Origin of the sequence: Sphingomonas oligophenolica (assembly GCF_039522915.1) — a bacterium.
GTDB classification, from domain to species: Bacteria; Pseudomonadota; Alphaproteobacteria; order Sphingomonadales; family Sphingomonadaceae; genus Sphingomonas; species Sphingomonas oligophenolica.
In genome coordinates, this window is sequence record NZ_BAAAEH010000005.1 from 172,793 (window position 1) to 186,607 (window position 13,815).

A 13,815-nucleotide genomic window follows, 5' to 3' on the forward strand; every position below is an offset into this window, starting at 1 on the left:
GTCCCGTCTTTCGTCAGCCACGCCATCTGCTATGGCGCCCGCCAACAATGGAAAGGCAGCGCTTGGACGACCGTCTCACGCTTGAAGTGCATGATCTCGTGGTACCGGTGCTCACCGGCATCTATTCCGAAGAGACTCATCTGCCGCAACCGCTCAGGATATCGGTTTCGGTCGATATCGATTGTCCGGAGCGATTCGCGCCGGAAGCGCCGCTGCGCAGCTCGAAAAACTATCTCGACCTGAAGCATGCGGCGACGACCGCTTTGCCGGCAGGCGTGCATTTCACGCTGATCGAGGGGGTTGCCGATCACATCGCCGAGACCCTGTTCCTGCAGGACAAGCGAGTCGCAAGGGTGAAGGTCAAGATCGTCAAGCTGGCGATCGCTGAGGCCGGCGAATCGATCGGCATGACCCTGGTGCGCCACCGCCGATGACGATCGCCGCCACCGTCCGCGCGGCGCTGGCGGATATTCCGGCCGCGACATTCGTGGTTGCCGAACCGGGATGTGGAATCATCGACATCGTCGATGAAATGCGGGCAGCCGATGGAGCCGTCGTCATGCTCATGATCGAATCGGGCGTCGCGGGGCTGGACCGCGCGCTGCTCGGCGCAGCGATCGGCCCGCTCGCGATCGAGCGCGCTCCCGCCACGCGAATCGGCGCGATCGACATCAGGGAGGGCGCCGTGCCCGATCATGTCGAAGCTGCGGCCCGTTTCCTTGCCGTCGCTCGATCCACAACCGGCCAGGTGCTGGTCGTTGCGCCCGAAAGTTAGAGGGCGCCGCCCCGGTCGCATGGTCCGAGGGCGCGAATCACCAGTTGATAGTCGTCGCGCGCGATCTGCGCGTCGGCCGATTCCATCGCGTTGAGGCTCGAATCGGGCAGGGCGGGCGGCAGCGAACAGGCGAGGCGATACCACAAGAGCGTGTCGCGCGCCGGCGGCGAAGCTGCCTCACCCACAATATCGCTCAGCGCGACTGACCATCGGGGCTGCTCGTCCTGGCGACGCTGAATCGCGAGCGAAACCGGGCGGCCATCGGCGGTCGTCAGGAATATCTGGGTTTCGCCGGTTCCGGGAAGATCGCCCGCCACATGAAAGGCGTTGCCGACCCCGGTCACCTGCGGGGGCGCGTCAGGGGCGAGCGCTTCCTGGGTGATTCGCCGGGTCAGCGAATCGCCGCCCGGCGTCCAGTTTCGCTGGGCGTCCGGCCGGACCAGCTGGAGGAGGGTCGCGTTGTTCGCGACCGATCGCGCGAACAGCAGGACCCGCGCCTTGCGCAATTTGGGCAGTCTCCCCTGAGAATCAACAGGTACATCAAGCACATAGGCGATTCGCGGCGGCAGGGGCGTGTCGCCGCGGATCAGCGCCAGGACATCAGCTTCGACATAGAGGCGCGCCTGGCCGGGCAAGACGCCGGCTGCGTCGGGACCCTTCAGCCGCGTCACCCCGTGGATCGTTGCGTCAACGATCACCGGCGCCGCTAGCACCAGGTCGGCATATTCAGCATAAGGGGGGGCAACCGGGGCCGATTCGGGCGTCGGAGGAATGCGTTGCTGAGCAAAAACAGGGCCGGTGAGGGCCATCAGCGCCGCTGCAAAAACGAGTCTCGGAACAGGAATCATCGTCGGTGGGTTACGGCATAGTACCGGATTTATACAGAAATAATTCTGCCACCTGGCGACTGTACGAGTGCTGCTTGAGACAAAGGGTTTGCGTCACGGTTTTGCCGGTCATATAGGATCGGCGCTGTCCAAGGATACATCAGCCCATGAGCGGCCCGTCGACGATCGCAGACGCACGGATCGAAGGCGGTGGCCCGGTCGGGATAGAGGAGTTTCGTTTCTGAATGGCTTATGCTGATCGTAATCAAAGCGGCAGCCGCGTCGTCGCCATCGTCGTTGTGTCGGTGCTGGTGTTCGCCATGGGGTACGCGTTCGTAACCGGGCTCACGTATAACTACGTGAAGAAAATGCAGGAGAAGCTCAAGGCGTTCGACGTCCAGGAGCCGCCGCCCCCACCGCCGGACGAGCCGCCGCCCCCGCCGCCGCCAGACCAGCCGCTGCCGCCGCCGCCCGTGGTGTCGCCGCCGCCGATCGTCCAGAACCCGAATCCGCCGCCGGTTCAGCTGCAGACGCAGCCGACGCCGCCGCCGGTATTCATTCCCACGCCGAAGGCGGCACCGCCTCCGCCGCCTCCGCCGGTTATCAACAAACAGGCCGCGCCTAAGGGTAACCCTGGTTCGTGGTTCAACGCTGAGACGGATTACCCGCCATCGGCACGCGCCCAGAATGTTCAGGGGCGCACCGTCATCCGTGTCACGATCGACACCAGCGGTAGGGTCAGTGGGTGCACCGTTCTCACTTCGAGCGGTAATACCGATCTCGACAATACGACCTGTCGTGTTGCCACGCGTCGCGGAAGATACTCGCCGGCGCTTGATCAGGCCGGAAACCCGATGACATCTTCTGCAACCATTCCAGTGCGCTGGCAGCTTCAGGAATAATAGTTTCGGTCTCGCCGCGCCAGGCGGCGCAAGAGGTCATAGTCAAAACCGCTCAAGACATAGGAAATAACGCATGCTCACCACCACCCTCGCGGCCGGCGCCGCAGCCGCCCAGAATGCCAAGGACCAGTACGGTTTCTTCAACGCGCTCAACCAGGGCGGCGTGATTTCGTGGACCGTCGCTGTCATCCTGACGCTGTTCCTGTTCTTCTCCTTCTACATCATGTTCACCAAACTGTTCGAGCAGCAGAAGATCATCAACCAGGGCAAGCGCGTTCGCGCCACCTTCTGGAATTCGAACAGCCTGCGCGAGGGTTCGGCCAAGCTCGAGAAGAACTCGGCCTACAAGCAGATCGTCGATGACGGCCTGGCTGCCCAGGACCAGCATTCGCGCCTGACCGATCCGGTCGAGGCGCATGACTGGCTGCACGGCTCGCTCGCCCGCTCGGAAGCGACGATCAACTCGCAGCTCGGCGGCGGTCTCGCCTTCCTCGCGACCGTCGGCGCGACCGCGCCGTTCATCGGTCTGTTCGGTACCGTGCTCGGCATTTACCGCGCGCTGATCGCGATCAGCGCTGCCGGTCAGGCTTCGATCGACAAGGTCGCCGGCCCGGTCGGTGAGGCGCTCATCATGACCGCACTCGGCCTCGTGGTCGCCGTGCCGGCCGTGCTCGCCTACAACTGGCTGCAGCGCCGCAACAAGTCGATCTCGGAAGACCTCGCTGCCTTCTCGAACGACGTGCTCGGCTATCTCGCTTCCGACGGCGGCGTTCGCCCGGTGGTTGCGGCCCGCAAGGGTGCTCCTGCCAAGCCGGCTGCTACCACGACGGCTGGCCAGGCCGGTGGTGCGCAGACGCGCGCATGATGACAGAACGGGGCGGCGCCAACGCGCTGCCCCGTCTCACGCCGCCGGGATTTGGTCCGGCGGCGAGGTTGCAAGATAGGACAATCCTTCAATGGCAATGAGCGCTGGCGGTGGTTCCGCCGAAAAGCCGATGTCGGACATCAACACGACGCCTTTGGTGGACGTCATGCTGGTTCTCCTCATCGTTTTCATGATCGCGATTCCGGCCGTGCTTCAGACCGTGAAGCTGACGCTTCCCGATGTCGTATATGATCCGACGACGACGAAGCCCGAAAACGTCTCGCTTTCGATCAATACCGACGAGGCCGGAAAGTGCGCGATCTACTGGGGCATGACCCGGGTCACGCACCAGGAACTGCTCGATCGGGCAGTTGCCAAGCTGAAAGCCGAAATCGCCCGCCAGGGCGGCGTTGGCGCACCGGGCCTCGAATTGCCTGAAGCGCATATCCGCGGTGACGTGAATACGCCGTATCAGTGCATTGGCGGCGCGATCTACACGATGCAGATGGCTGGTTTCGCAAAGGTCGGATTCATCTCCCAGCCGCCCCCCACGGGTGGCTGAGCGTGAACGGTCAGAGCTTCAGGAGTAATACAACATGGCAATGAGCGGTGGCAGCGACGACGGCCAGCCGATGATGGATATCAACACGACGCCGCTTATCGACGTCATGCTGGTTCTCCTCATCATGTTCATCATCACCATTCCGATTCAGACGCATGCGGTGAAGGTCGACCTTCCGGTCAACGACCCGAACCAGAAGCAGCCGGCGATCGATCCGGTGAAGAACAAGGTCTCGATCGATCCCACGGGCGCGATCTTCTGGAACGGCACGCCCGTCGACCGGGTCAGGCTCCAGCAATATCTGGAGCAGTCGGTGACGATGAACCCGGAGCCGGAACTTCACTTCCAGCCCGATCCCAAGGCGAAATATGAGGTGGTCGATCAGGTGCTTGCGGTTATCAAGCGTTCGAACGTCACCAAGCTCGGCTTCATCGGCAACGAGCAATATTACAACGATTTCTGATCAACCGATCAGGTCGACATGACGGGGCGGTCCTTCGGGGCCGCCCTTTCTTTTTGTCGATCGCCGCCTCCGGCAGCGGCCGCCGGCCTCAGAGCCTGGGCAGGGTGACGCCGCGCTGGCCCATATATTTGCCGGCGCGGTCGGCATAGCTTGTCTCGCAGGGCTCATTGCCCTCGAGGAACAGGAACTGGCAGGCGCCCTCATTGGCGTAGATCTTGGCCGGCAGCGGTGTGGTGTTCGAGAATTCGAGCGTCACATGGCCTTCCCAGCCGGGCTCGAGCGGGGTGACGTTGACGATGATTCCACACCGCGCATAGGTCGATTTGCCGAGGCAGATCACCAGCACGTCGCGCGGTACGCGGAAATATTCGACCGTGCGCGCCAGCGCGAAGCTGTTCGGCGGGATGATGCAGACGTCAGTCTTGCGGTCGACAAAGCTGTTCGCCGCGAAATCCTTCGGGTCGACGATCACGCTGTCGATGTTGGTGAAGATCTTGAACTCATCCGAAACCCGAGCGTCATAGCCGTAGGAGGACAGGCCGTAAGAGATGCACCCGTCGCGCTTCTGGCCGTCGACAAAGGGCTCGATCATGCGGTGGGCGAGCGCCTGTTCGCGAATCCACCGGTCCGACATGATCGACATAGAGCTCTCCCTGCTGCAGCCCTGCTTTCGCGGGATTGGCCGAAACGGGCAAGAGGCGCCGCAATGAAATCGTCGCGGTCGTCCGGCCCTTCCGTAATTCAACCGATTCCGAGGTCCCCCGGCCCAAAGGCGTGCGGCAGCAATTCGGAAAGCAGGTACCGCTCATAGGTGTCACCCTCGGCGCCCGCACACCAGACGATGATATCGCGCCCGCCCATCTGCGCTGCTTCGTTGATCACCTGGCGGCAGCGGCCGCACGGCCCGACCGGCTGCACGCCCGTCGGTCTGCCGCCAGCGCCGATCGGGCCGCCGATCACGCCGATCGCCACCACATCGCGCAGCCGCCCTTGTGCATTGGCCGTCGCCAGCGCGACCGTCTCGGCGCAAAGCGACAGGCCGTAGCTGGCATTCTCGAAATTGGTGCCCGTCACCACGCTGTCGTCGTCGAGCAGCACGGCGGCGCCGACCCCGAAGTTCGAATAGGGCGCATGAGCGTTCAGCGCCGCCTCGCGGGCCGCGGCGATCAGGCGCCGGCGGGATGCGTCCTCGGCAATCATGGAGCCACCACGTCCCAGTTCACTGGCCCGTCCACACCGTCGATCCGCCGCATGTCGTTCGCCTGCCACATTCGCCACGGCCTTGCCGGATAATCGGGCGGAAAGAAATCCTGCACTGCCCAGACCGGGCGCTGGATCGCCGCGGTCACCTGATAGGCCGCATCGAACCGCTTGCTGATCTTGAGCAGCACCGGCTTGGCGGTATGCGCCTCGACCATCCCCAGGAAGCGCCGAAGCTCGCCCAGCACAACGTCGCGTACCGGGCGCGACGGGCAATCGTCGCTGAAATCGATTTCGAGCGCGGCGGGCAGCGCATCGTCGGTGCGCGGCACGGTCGTGTTGAAATTATTCGCCTGGTCGGCGGCGAGCCGGCACAGCGAATAGACATGCATCGCGCCGCGCCGCATGCCGGTGGCATAGACGTCAGCCCAGTTGGTCGCGAAACGCGCATCGCGCCCGTCCGCGCCGCTGGTCGCGCGCAGATAGGCGAAGTCGGCGCCGCCGGCTTTTACCGTCCACCACTCGACCGGCCCCTGTGCCTCCGAAACATCGAGGCCCTGGAACTGATAGGTATCGGAAGGGCGCCAGCTCAGCGCGAAGGTCCAGGCGACGACGCCGGACAGCGCTAAAACCACGCCCAGCGCGCCGACCCGCCCGATCCGACGGCCCCAGAGACGCAGCCCCATCCTCAGCCCTTGATATGCAGGACGCAGATCAGCGTGAAGAGGCGCCGGGCCGTGTCGAAATCGATCTCGATCTTGCCCTCCAGCCTTTCCTTGAGCAGCTCGGCAGCCTCATTGTGAATACCGCGCCGCGCCATGTCCACGGTCTCGATCTGCGCCGGTGTCGCGTTGCGAATCGCCTGATAATAGCTGTCGCAGATCGCGAAATAATCCCTGATCGGGCGGCGCAACCGCCCCATCGCCAGCACGAACGTCTCGAGATGGGATCCGTCCTCGCGGTTGATCGCGATCGCGAGCCGGCCTTCCTCGACCGCGAGCTCGATCTTGTACGGCCCTTCATAGCCATCGGGATAGGCGCGTTCCGGCCTGAAATAATTGCCTTCGATCAGATCGAAGATCGCGATCCGCCGTTCCTGCTCGATATCGGCCGACCGCCACAGGATGGTGCGTTCGTCGAGACTGACATCGATGATCCGGGGATCGGCCATCCGCTTGCCGTAAAGGGGAAGCCGCACCGCGACAATCGCCGCGGCGCCTGTATCGCGACAATTGCCCAGTCTGGTGTATCACGCTTTCCACAGGCCCGGTTCGGCGCAACCTGCTTGAGCGGCGCGCTTACCTCTGGAATGGGACGCTATGGCCACTGCACTCATCCCGACCCCGATTCTCCCCGTGACGACGACGCTGCCCCAGAATGTCGAGGCAGAGGCGGCGATGCTCGGCGCGATGATGATCGACAACCGGCTGGCCGACGATCTGATCGACACGCTCGAGCCCGATCATTTCTTCGAGCCGGTCCATGGCCGCATCTTCGCCGCGATCAAGAGTGCGCGGGCTGCCGACATGCTCGCCACGCCCGTCACCCTGCGCCCCATGTTCGAGGCGGACGAGGGGATGAAGGAGCTCGGCGGCCCGAGCTATCTCGCCCAGCTCACCGGCTCGGGCGCGGGCCTGATCGGCGCGCGGCAGTTCGCCAAGCAGATCTACGATCTGGCGATGCTCCGCACGCTCGTTTCGGTGGGGCGAACACTGGTCGATCGCGCGCTCGACACCTCGGAAGAAGTCAACCCGCGCGCCCAGATCGAGCTGGCCGAGGAGGAATTGTTCAAGGTCGCGGCGGACGGCGGCACCGAGAGCCAGGTCAAGACCTTCGCCCAGGCGACGACCATGGCGGTCAAGATGGCACAGCGCGCGCTCAATTCGGGCGGTAATCTCTCGGGCATCACGACGGGCCTCGACAGCGTCAACGCCAAGATCGGCGGCATGCATCATTCGGATCTGATGATCCTCGCCGGCCGCCCCGGCATGGGCAAGACCTCGCTCGCCACCAACATTGCCTTCAACGCGGCGCAGCGCTGGATGCGCGACATGAATGACGGCATCGCGCCCGAGGAATCGGTCGGCGCCAAGGTCGCCTTTTTCAGCCTCGAAATGTCGGCCGACCAGCTCGCGACTCGTATCCTGTCGGAACAGGCGCGGATCAGCTCCGAGGCGCTGCGCATGGGCAAGATCAGCCGCGCCGAGTTCAACCAGCTCGCCGCGGCCGCGGCCGACCTTGAGAATCTGCCGCTCTTCATCGATGACACGGCCGGCCTCACCATCGGCGCGCTTCACACGCGGATGCGGCGGCTGCAGCGGCGGCACAACAACCAGATCGGCCTGGTGGTGGTCGACTATCTCCAGCTGCTGACCGGTTCGGCGAGAGCCTCGAGCGACGGGCGCGTGCAGGAAATCTCGGAGATCAGCCGCGGCCTGAAGACGCTCGCCAAGGACATGAACGTGCCGGTGATGGCGCTCTCCCAGCTCAGTCGCGCGGTCGAGCAGCGCGAGGACAAGCGCCCACAGCTCTCGGATCTGCGCGAATCGGGCTCGATCGAGCAGGACGCCGATATCGTGATGTTCGTGTACCGCGAGGATTATTATGTCGCGGCCAAGGAGCCCAAACGGCCGGTGGAAGGGGACAGCGCGAAGATCTTCGAAGATCACGCGCAATGGGCGACCGACATGGAGCGGGTGTTCGGCCTGGCCGAGCTGATCATCGCCAAGCAGCGCCACGGCGCGACGGGCAAGGTGATTCTGAAGTTCGAGCCGAGCGTGACGCGCTTCTCGGATTTCGTGGGGTATTGAACAAAAAAGCCCCTCCCCTGAAGGGGAGGGGCTTGAAGCTCAGAAAACCGGCTCTTCCCCGAGCTTCTCAGCCACGTGAATCCCGCACTCGACCTTTTCCCACCCACGCCAGCGGCCCGCGCGCGGGTCCTCGCCCGGCTGGACCTTGCTGGTGCAGGGCTGGCAGCCGATCGACAGATATCCTTCCGCCTCGAGCGGATGCCGGGGCAGGTCATGCTCGGTGAAATAGGCCTCGAGATCGGGCTTCACCCAGTCGCCCAGCGGGTTGATCTTGAGCCGGCCGTCCTCGACTTCGAAGCGTGGCAGATTCTGGCGCGTGACCGACTGGAACGCCTTGCGCCCGGAAATCCAGCTGTCGAGCCCGGCCTTGGCGCGCTTCAGCGGCTCGACCTTGCGGATCTCGCAACAGCCATCGGGATCATAGGACCAGCGCAGGCCCTTGTCGTCCTTCGCCGCCAGCACCGCGGCATCGGGCTCGACAACCCAGCTATTCTCGATTCCGAACGCGGCGATCAACTGCTCGCGATAGGCAAGCGTTTCGGGGAACATCTTCAGCGTGTCGACGAAGATCACCGGCACGCTCCGGTCGGCCCGCGCCACGAGGTGGAGCAGCACCGCGCTCTCGGTGCCGAACGAGGATACCACGGCGGTCGTGCCGAGAATGCCCTCCGCGAACAGCGCCTTGAGCATCGTCAGCGTCTCGACGCCCGCAAAGCGCGCGTTGAGTGCATCGGCATCGGCCTGGGTAAAGGCCGGCCGGACATCGACGATGTCGAGCTTGCGTGCTGCCTCAGCCATGCCGCAGCTTCCATACCGGCACCGCGCCATCGGCGGCGGACTGATAGAAATAATCGTACCGGCTCAGCGCGGCATCGAGCGTCGCCGGGTCGATCTCGGCGTGCGGCGCGAAACTGTCGAAGCCGCAGCGCCGCATGAACAGCATCTGGTCGACCAGCACATCGCCCTCGGCGCGCAGCTCGCCCGTATAGCCTGCTTCGCGCAGGATCCGGGCCGAGGAGTAACCGCGCCCGTCGCGGAAACGGGGGAAGCTCACTTCGACCAGCGCGATCCGGCCGAGATGCGGGATCAGCAGCCGCGCATCGTCGCCCGATTCGAGGCGCACGGCGCTCGCATCGGCCTGGTCGAGAAAGGCGTCGAGCGTGACGGCCGGCTCCTCATGAGCTTCGTCGTCGCGGAAGCGCAGCCACCGGTTCTCTTGAGAGCCGGACATTGGGGCCTTATCCATAAAGCGCCTCCTTGAAGGGATTGAGGCCAACGCGGCGATAGGTGTCGAGGAAGCGCTCTCCCTCCTCGCGGATGCCGAGATAGACGTCGGTCACCTTCTCGACGGCATCGACGATTCCGTCCTCGTCGAAACCCGGCCCGGTGATGCGGCCGAGGCTCGCATCCTCAGCCCCCGATCCACCGAGCAGCAGCTGGTAATTTTCGGTGCCTTTCTTGTCGACGCCGAGGATGCCGATATGGCCCGCATGGTGATGCCCGCAGGCATTGATGCAGCCGCTGATCTTGAGCTTCAGCTCGCCCAGGTCGCGCTGCTTGCCGGCGAGGCGCGTGCCGATCTTCTGCGCGATCGGGATCGAGCGCGCATTGGCGAGGCTGCAATAATCGAGCCCCGGGCAGGCGATGATGTCGCTGATCAGGTCGAGATTGGCGTTGGCGAGCCCGGCTGCGTCGAGCGCCTGCCACACGGCATGGAGATCGGCCTTGCGGACATGCGGCAGGACGATGTTCTGCGCATGAGTCACCCGCAGCTCGTCGAACGAATAGCGCTCGGCCAGATCGGCCATCAGGTCGATCTGCTCGGCCGACGCGTCGCCGGGGATGCCGCCGATCGGCTTCAGGCTGATGTTGACGATTCCATAGCCGGGCGCCTTGTGGGCATGGACATTCTGGTCGAGCCAGACGGCGAAATCGGGGTCGGTGCGGTCGACCTCGTCCGACAGGCCGGTTTCGAACGGCGGCGGCACGAAATAGGCGGCAATGCGATCGAACTCGGCGCGGGGCACGTCCGACTTGTTGACCAGGATCGCCTGCCATTCCTCTTCGACCTGGCGCGTGAATTCCTCGGCGCCGAGATCATGGACGAGGATCTTGATCCGCTGCTTGTGGATATTGTCGCGCCGCGCCCAGCGGTTCCACACGCGCAGCGCCGCCTCGCAATAGCTGAACAGATTGTCGACCGGCAGGAACGGACGGATGAGCGGTGCCACGAACGGCGTGCGCCCCATGCCGCCGCCGATATAGACTTCGAAGCCGAGCTCGCCGGCCGCATTCTTCACCAGCTTCAGGCCGATGTCGTGCAGCCGGATCGCAGCGCGATCCTCGTCAGCCGCGGTCACCGCGATCTTGAACTTGCGCGGCAGGTAGCTGAACTCGGGGTGGAAGGTCGTCGCCTGGCGGATCAGCTCGGCCCAGGGCCGCGGATCGGCGATTTCGTCGGCCGCGGCGCCGGCATATTGATCCGACGAGACGTTGCGGATGCTCTCGCCGCTGGTCTGGATCGCGTGCATCTCGACCGTCGCCAGGTCAGCGAGGATATCGGGCGCCTGTTCGAGCTTGATCCAGTTATACTGGATGTTCTGCCGCGTGGTGAAATGGCCGTAGCCGCGATCATATTTGCGCGCGATGTGCCCGAGCATCCGCATCTGGCGGCTGTCGAGCGTGCCATAGGGAATCGCCACGCGCAGCATATAGGCGTGGAGCTGGAGGTAGAGCCCGTTCTTCAGCCGCAGCGGCTTGAACTGGTCGTCGGTGAGCTGGCCGGCGAGGCGGCGCTTGGTCTGGTCGCGGAACTCGTCGACGCGCGCATCGACGATCGCCTGATCATAGCGGTCATATTTGTACATGTCAGATCACCCAGCTTCCGGCCGACGGATCGGCGGGCTTCAATGTCAGGTCGAGCCGCACCGTCGGGCCAAGCGCGCGGATGCGATCCTTGATATGGGCGGGGCGCGGGCCTTCGGGCGTCATGGTCGCGTCGATCACATAGGCGCCGTTCACGCGCTGGCTGCCCTGCTCGCTGCTCGCGATCGCTTCACCCTTGTCGCCGACATCGACTGCGTCCTCGACATGGCGCGACCAGCCCTCGCCGGTCCACCAGATCACGTCGCCGGTCGGCAGATCGTTTCCCGTCAGCAATTTCACGCAACACTCTCCGATATTCGGGCCCAGCGGCCGAGTTTGTCCTGGGCGTCCGACAGGTCGACGACCTCGCCCACCACGATGATCGCCGGGCTTGCCACCTTCTCGCGGTCGACCATCGATCCGAGATCCGCGAGCAGGGTCTTGATCGCGCGGCTGCCCGAGAGCGTGCCGCGCTCGAGCACCGCGACCGGCATGTCCGGCGCGACGCCATCGCGCATCAGCTTGTCGGCAATCTCGTTCGCCGTCGCGACGCCCATATAGATGACCAGCGTTCGGCCCTTGCCGGCGAGCCCCGACCAGTCCTGATCGGTCAGCCCCTTGCACTGGCCGGCCACGAAGCTGACCGCGCTCGAATGGTCGCGGTGGGTGAGGGGGAGCATCGCCTCGGCGGCGCAGCCGAGCGCGGCGGATACGCCCGGGATCACCTCGACCGGCAACCCGGCCGCCCGCACCGCCTCGACTTCCTCGCCGCCGCGCCCGAAGATGAAGGGATCGCCGCCCTTCAGCCGCACGACGATCGCGCCGGTCTTCACATGCGCGACGATCAGCGCGTTGATCGCTTCCTGCGAGAGCGTGTGCCGCGACCGGCGTTTCGCGACCGAGATGCGCTGCGCCGCGGCGGGCGCAAGATCGAGCACGCGCGGATCGATCAGCCCGTCATGGACGACGATATCGGCGCTCTTCAGCGCCTCGACCGCGCGAACGGTGAGCAGGCCGGGGTCGCCGGGCCCTGCGCCGACCAGGATGACGCGCCCGCGCGCGGTTGGATCGAGGAGACTTGCCATGCAGCGCAGATGCGGCCGCGACCTCGCAACCGCAACCGACGGTTGCTTGGGGCGCCCTTAGTGAATCTATGCCATGGCCTTCGCGCCGATGACTCCGGCCAACGTCGCTGCGTGCTCGCGAATGACGGCAATGGTCGTCAGGTTCGAATCGAACACGCTGTACCAGCCCTGCGGCTCATGCGGCGGATCGCCGAGCCAGGAGGTGTCGCCGGGCACGAAGCGATAATCGGCATGGGCCGGGCGCCCTTCGCCGCTCCACGCCCAGAAATTGGTGCCGGCGATCGGCCCGCCGATGGCCACATTCGCCTCCACCGCGCCGTAGATCTGGCGGTAGAACCGGTCCTTGAAGGCCGTGGTCGCGTGCGCATCATAGCTGCCGCCGTCGCGCGGATAGCCGAATTCCTCGATCACCAGCGGCTTGCCGAGATCGTTCGCGATCCGGATATGCGCATCGACATAGGCAGTGATCTTCGCCGCGCCCGACGCCTCGGTCGAGACCAGGTCGGCGGCATTCACCCAATCCCAGTTGAGCGGCCAGACGTGGCAGGTGAGATAGTCGATCTCGGGGATCGCGTGGGTCGCCTTGACGATCTCCTCGCGTTCGAGCGACCCCTTCAGCCCCTCGCTGCCGGTGCAGACGAGCTGGTGGGGCGCAAGCGTCTTGATCAGCCTCGCGCTGCTCTGCACCCAGGCATGGAAGGCGGGCAGATTGGGCAGGCCGACCCTGTCGCTGCCGCCGGGCCGGGGCTCGTTGCCGAGCTGCCACGCCATGATCGTCGGATCATCGGCATAGGCCACCCTGGTGACGCTGTTGGTGCGTCCGACCATGACATGGACATGCTTGCGGAACAGCGCCATCGCGGCGGGCGTGTGATAAAAGGCCGCGACCGCATCGGGGAATTCAGGCCAGGGATGCGCCGGGTCGCCATTGTTGATGTAATGGCCGCCATTCACATAGCTGAGATAGGTCATCATGCCCCCTGACCATTCCCAGAAATTGGTCAGGTAGAGCACCGCGCGCATGTTCCGCTTGGCCATCTCGGCCAGCAGATAATCGAGCCCGCCGAGCAGCGCCTGGTTATAACGGCCCTGCTTGTCATGCATCGCCGGCGAAACCGCGTGCAGCAGCGGCGAGTCCTCGGACGAGGCAAGCACCCGCAAATTGGTGACGCCCATCGCCGCCAGCGTATCGAGCTCGCGCCGCAACCGCGCGCGATCGCCATAGGCCGCGTCGGCGCCTAGCCAGGCCCCGTACCACATGTTCGCCCCGGCATAATGACAGGGCTTGCCGCCGACCGTGAAATGGGTGCCGGCGCGCCGGACGAACCGGTCGGCTCCCTTCGCGGCCAGGCTGGGCGTGGCGACTGTCAGCGCGACTCCGGCGCCGACCAGCTCCCGTCGATTGAGCATGGCTTCCCCTTCTGTCTATCGTTGGACAGGAGGATAGCGAGGGGTGGACGA

At 64.8% G+C, this 13,815-nt stretch carries 19 protein-coding genes; 7 read left to right on the forward strand and 12 right to left on the reverse strand.

Annotated features, from left to right (window positions below):
* The first annotated feature begins 62 nt into the window (after positions 1-62).
* Both ABD050_RS03280 and ABD050_RS03285 read left to right on the forward strand, forming a co-directional pair.
* Entirely contained in the window at positions 63-434 is a 372-nt protein-coding gene (locus tag ABD050_RS03280) for a dihydroneopterin aldolase (RefSeq protein ID WP_343887708.1), read from the forward strand.
* Positions 431-775 (forward strand): Rossmann fold domain-containing protein, encoded by a 345-nt coding sequence (locus ABD050_RS03285; RefSeq protein WP_343887709.1) that lies wholly within the window; start codon positions 431-433, stop codon positions 773-775. The genes ABD050_RS03280 and ABD050_RS03285 overlap by 4 nt, the downstream gene beginning before the upstream one ends.
* On the opposite strand, the gene ABD050_RS03290 is transcribed toward ABD050_RS03285, so the two are convergent.
* Positions 772-1,584, reverse strand: a complete 813-nt coding sequence (locus ABD050_RS03290) for a hypothetical protein (protein ID WP_343887710.1) — start codon at positions 1,582-1,584, stop codon at positions 772-774. The two genes, ABD050_RS03285 and ABD050_RS03290, sit on opposite strands and share 4 nt — an antisense overlap.
* 263 nt (positions 1,585-1,847) lie before the next feature.
* On the opposite strand from ABD050_RS03290, the gene ABD050_RS03295 reads away from it, so the two are divergent.
* Together ABD050_RS03295 and ABD050_RS03300 are read left to right on the forward strand one after the other, a co-directional pair.
* On the forward strand, positions 1,848-2,504 hold the full coding sequence (locus ABD050_RS03295) for an energy transducer TonB (RefSeq protein ID WP_343887712.1): 657 nt from the start codon (positions 1,848-1,850) through the stop codon (positions 2,502-2,504).
* Between the two features lie 73 nt (positions 2,505-2,577).
* Complete coding sequence (locus ABD050_RS03300) at positions 2,578-3,369, forward strand: MotA/TolQ/ExbB proton channel family protein (protein ID WP_343887713.1); 792 nt, start codon at positions 2,578-2,580, stop codon at positions 3,367-3,369.
* Positions 3,370-3,405: 36 nt separating this feature from the next.
* Here the strand turns inward: ABD050_RS03300 and ABD050_RS03305 are convergent, their stop codons facing one another.
* Positions 3,406-3,537 carry a hypothetical protein gene (locus ABD050_RS03305; RefSeq protein ID WP_343888092.1) on the reverse strand — a complete coding sequence of 44 codons (132 nt, stop codon included), beginning with the start codon at positions 3,535-3,537 and terminating at the stop codon, positions 3,406-3,408.
* Here ABD050_RS03305 and ABD050_RS03310 point away from each other — a divergent pair.
* Positions 3,500-3,931 (forward strand): ExbD/TolR family protein, encoded by a 432-nt coding sequence (locus ABD050_RS03310; protein WP_343888070.1) that lies wholly within the window; start codon positions 3,500-3,502, stop codon positions 3,929-3,931. The genes ABD050_RS03305 and ABD050_RS03310 overlap by 38 nt on opposite strands.
* A gap of 34 nt (positions 3,932-3,965) precedes the next feature.
* Positions 3,966-4,394 (forward strand): ExbD/TolR family protein, encoded by a 429-nt coding sequence (locus tag ABD050_RS03315; protein WP_343887714.1) that lies wholly within the window; start codon positions 3,966-3,968, stop codon positions 4,392-4,394.
* Positions 4,395-4,482: 88 nt separating this feature from the next.
* Here the strand turns inward: ABD050_RS03315 and dcd are convergent, their stop codons facing one another.
* From dcd to ABD050_RS03335, 4 genes are all read right to left on the reverse strand, one after another.
* Positions 4,483-5,037, reverse strand: coding sequence for a dCTP deaminase (gene dcd / locus ABD050_RS03320; protein WP_343887715.1), 555 nt, complete (start codon positions 5,035-5,037; stop codon positions 4,483-4,485).
* Between the two features lie 98 nt (positions 5,038-5,135).
* On the reverse strand, positions 5,136-5,594 hold the full coding sequence (locus ABD050_RS03325; RefSeq protein WP_343887716.1) for a cytidine deaminase: 459 nt from the start codon (positions 5,592-5,594) through the stop codon (positions 5,136-5,138).
* The gene (locus ABD050_RS03330) at positions 5,591-6,280 is read right to left on the reverse strand and encodes a GH25 family lysozyme (RefSeq protein ID WP_343887717.1); all 690 of its coding nucleotides are present in this window, start codon (positions 6,278-6,280) and stop codon (positions 5,591-5,593) included. The genes ABD050_RS03325 and ABD050_RS03330 overlap by 4 nt, the downstream gene beginning before the upstream one ends.
* 2 nt (positions 6,281-6,282) lie before the next feature.
* Positions 6,283-6,765: a UPF0262 family protein gene (locus ABD050_RS03335; RefSeq protein WP_343887718.1), complete on the reverse strand. Its 483-nt coding sequence runs from the start codon at positions 6,763-6,765 to the stop codon at positions 6,283-6,285.
* A gap of 148 nt (positions 6,766-6,913) precedes the next feature.
* Between ABD050_RS03335 and ABD050_RS03340 the strand changes: the two genes are divergently transcribed.
* Complete coding sequence (locus tag ABD050_RS03340) at positions 6,914-8,404, forward strand: replicative DNA helicase (protein WP_343887719.1); 1,491 nt, start codon at positions 6,914-6,916, stop codon at positions 8,402-8,404.
* A 39-nt stretch (positions 8,405-8,443) separates the two neighbouring features.
* Here the strand turns inward: ABD050_RS03340 and ABD050_RS03345 are convergent, their stop codons facing one another.
* The 6 genes from ABD050_RS03345 to ABD050_RS03370 all read right to left on the reverse strand — a co-directional run bounded on the left by ABD050_RS03345 (position 8,444) and on the right by ABD050_RS03370 (position 13,764).
* Positions 8,444-9,202 (reverse strand): phosphoadenylyl-sulfate reductase, encoded by a 759-nt coding sequence (locus ABD050_RS03345; RefSeq protein WP_343887720.1) that lies wholly within the window; start codon positions 9,200-9,202, stop codon positions 8,444-8,446.
* Positions 9,195-9,635 (reverse strand): DUF934 domain-containing protein, encoded by a 441-nt coding sequence (locus ABD050_RS03350; protein ID WP_343888071.1) that lies wholly within the window; start codon positions 9,633-9,635, stop codon positions 9,195-9,197. The genes ABD050_RS03345 and ABD050_RS03350 overlap by 8 nt, the downstream gene beginning before the upstream one ends.
* Positions 9,636-9,642: 7 nt before the next feature.
* A complete protein-coding gene (locus tag ABD050_RS03355; protein WP_343887721.1) occupies positions 9,643-11,271 on the reverse strand; it encodes a nitrite/sulfite reductase in 1,629 nt (542 codons plus the stop codon).
* A gap of 1 nt (position 11,272) precedes the next feature.
* Positions 11,273-11,569: a DUF2849 domain-containing protein gene (locus ABD050_RS03360; protein WP_343887722.1), complete on the reverse strand. Its 297-nt coding sequence runs from the start codon at positions 11,567-11,569 to the stop codon at positions 11,273-11,275.
* Positions 11,566-12,354, reverse strand: coding sequence for a uroporphyrinogen-III C-methyltransferase (gene cobA, locus ABD050_RS03365; protein WP_343887723.1), 789 nt, complete (start codon positions 12,352-12,354; stop codon positions 11,566-11,568). The genes ABD050_RS03360 and cobA overlap by 4 nt, the downstream gene beginning before the upstream one ends.
* A gap of 66 nt (positions 12,355-12,420) precedes the next feature.
* The gene (locus tag ABD050_RS03370; protein WP_343887724.1) at positions 12,421-13,764 is read right to left on the reverse strand and encodes a glycoside hydrolase 5 family protein; all 1,344 of its coding nucleotides are present in this window, start codon (positions 13,762-13,764) and stop codon (positions 12,421-12,423) included.
* Between the last annotated feature and the right edge of the window lie 51 nt (positions 13,765-13,815).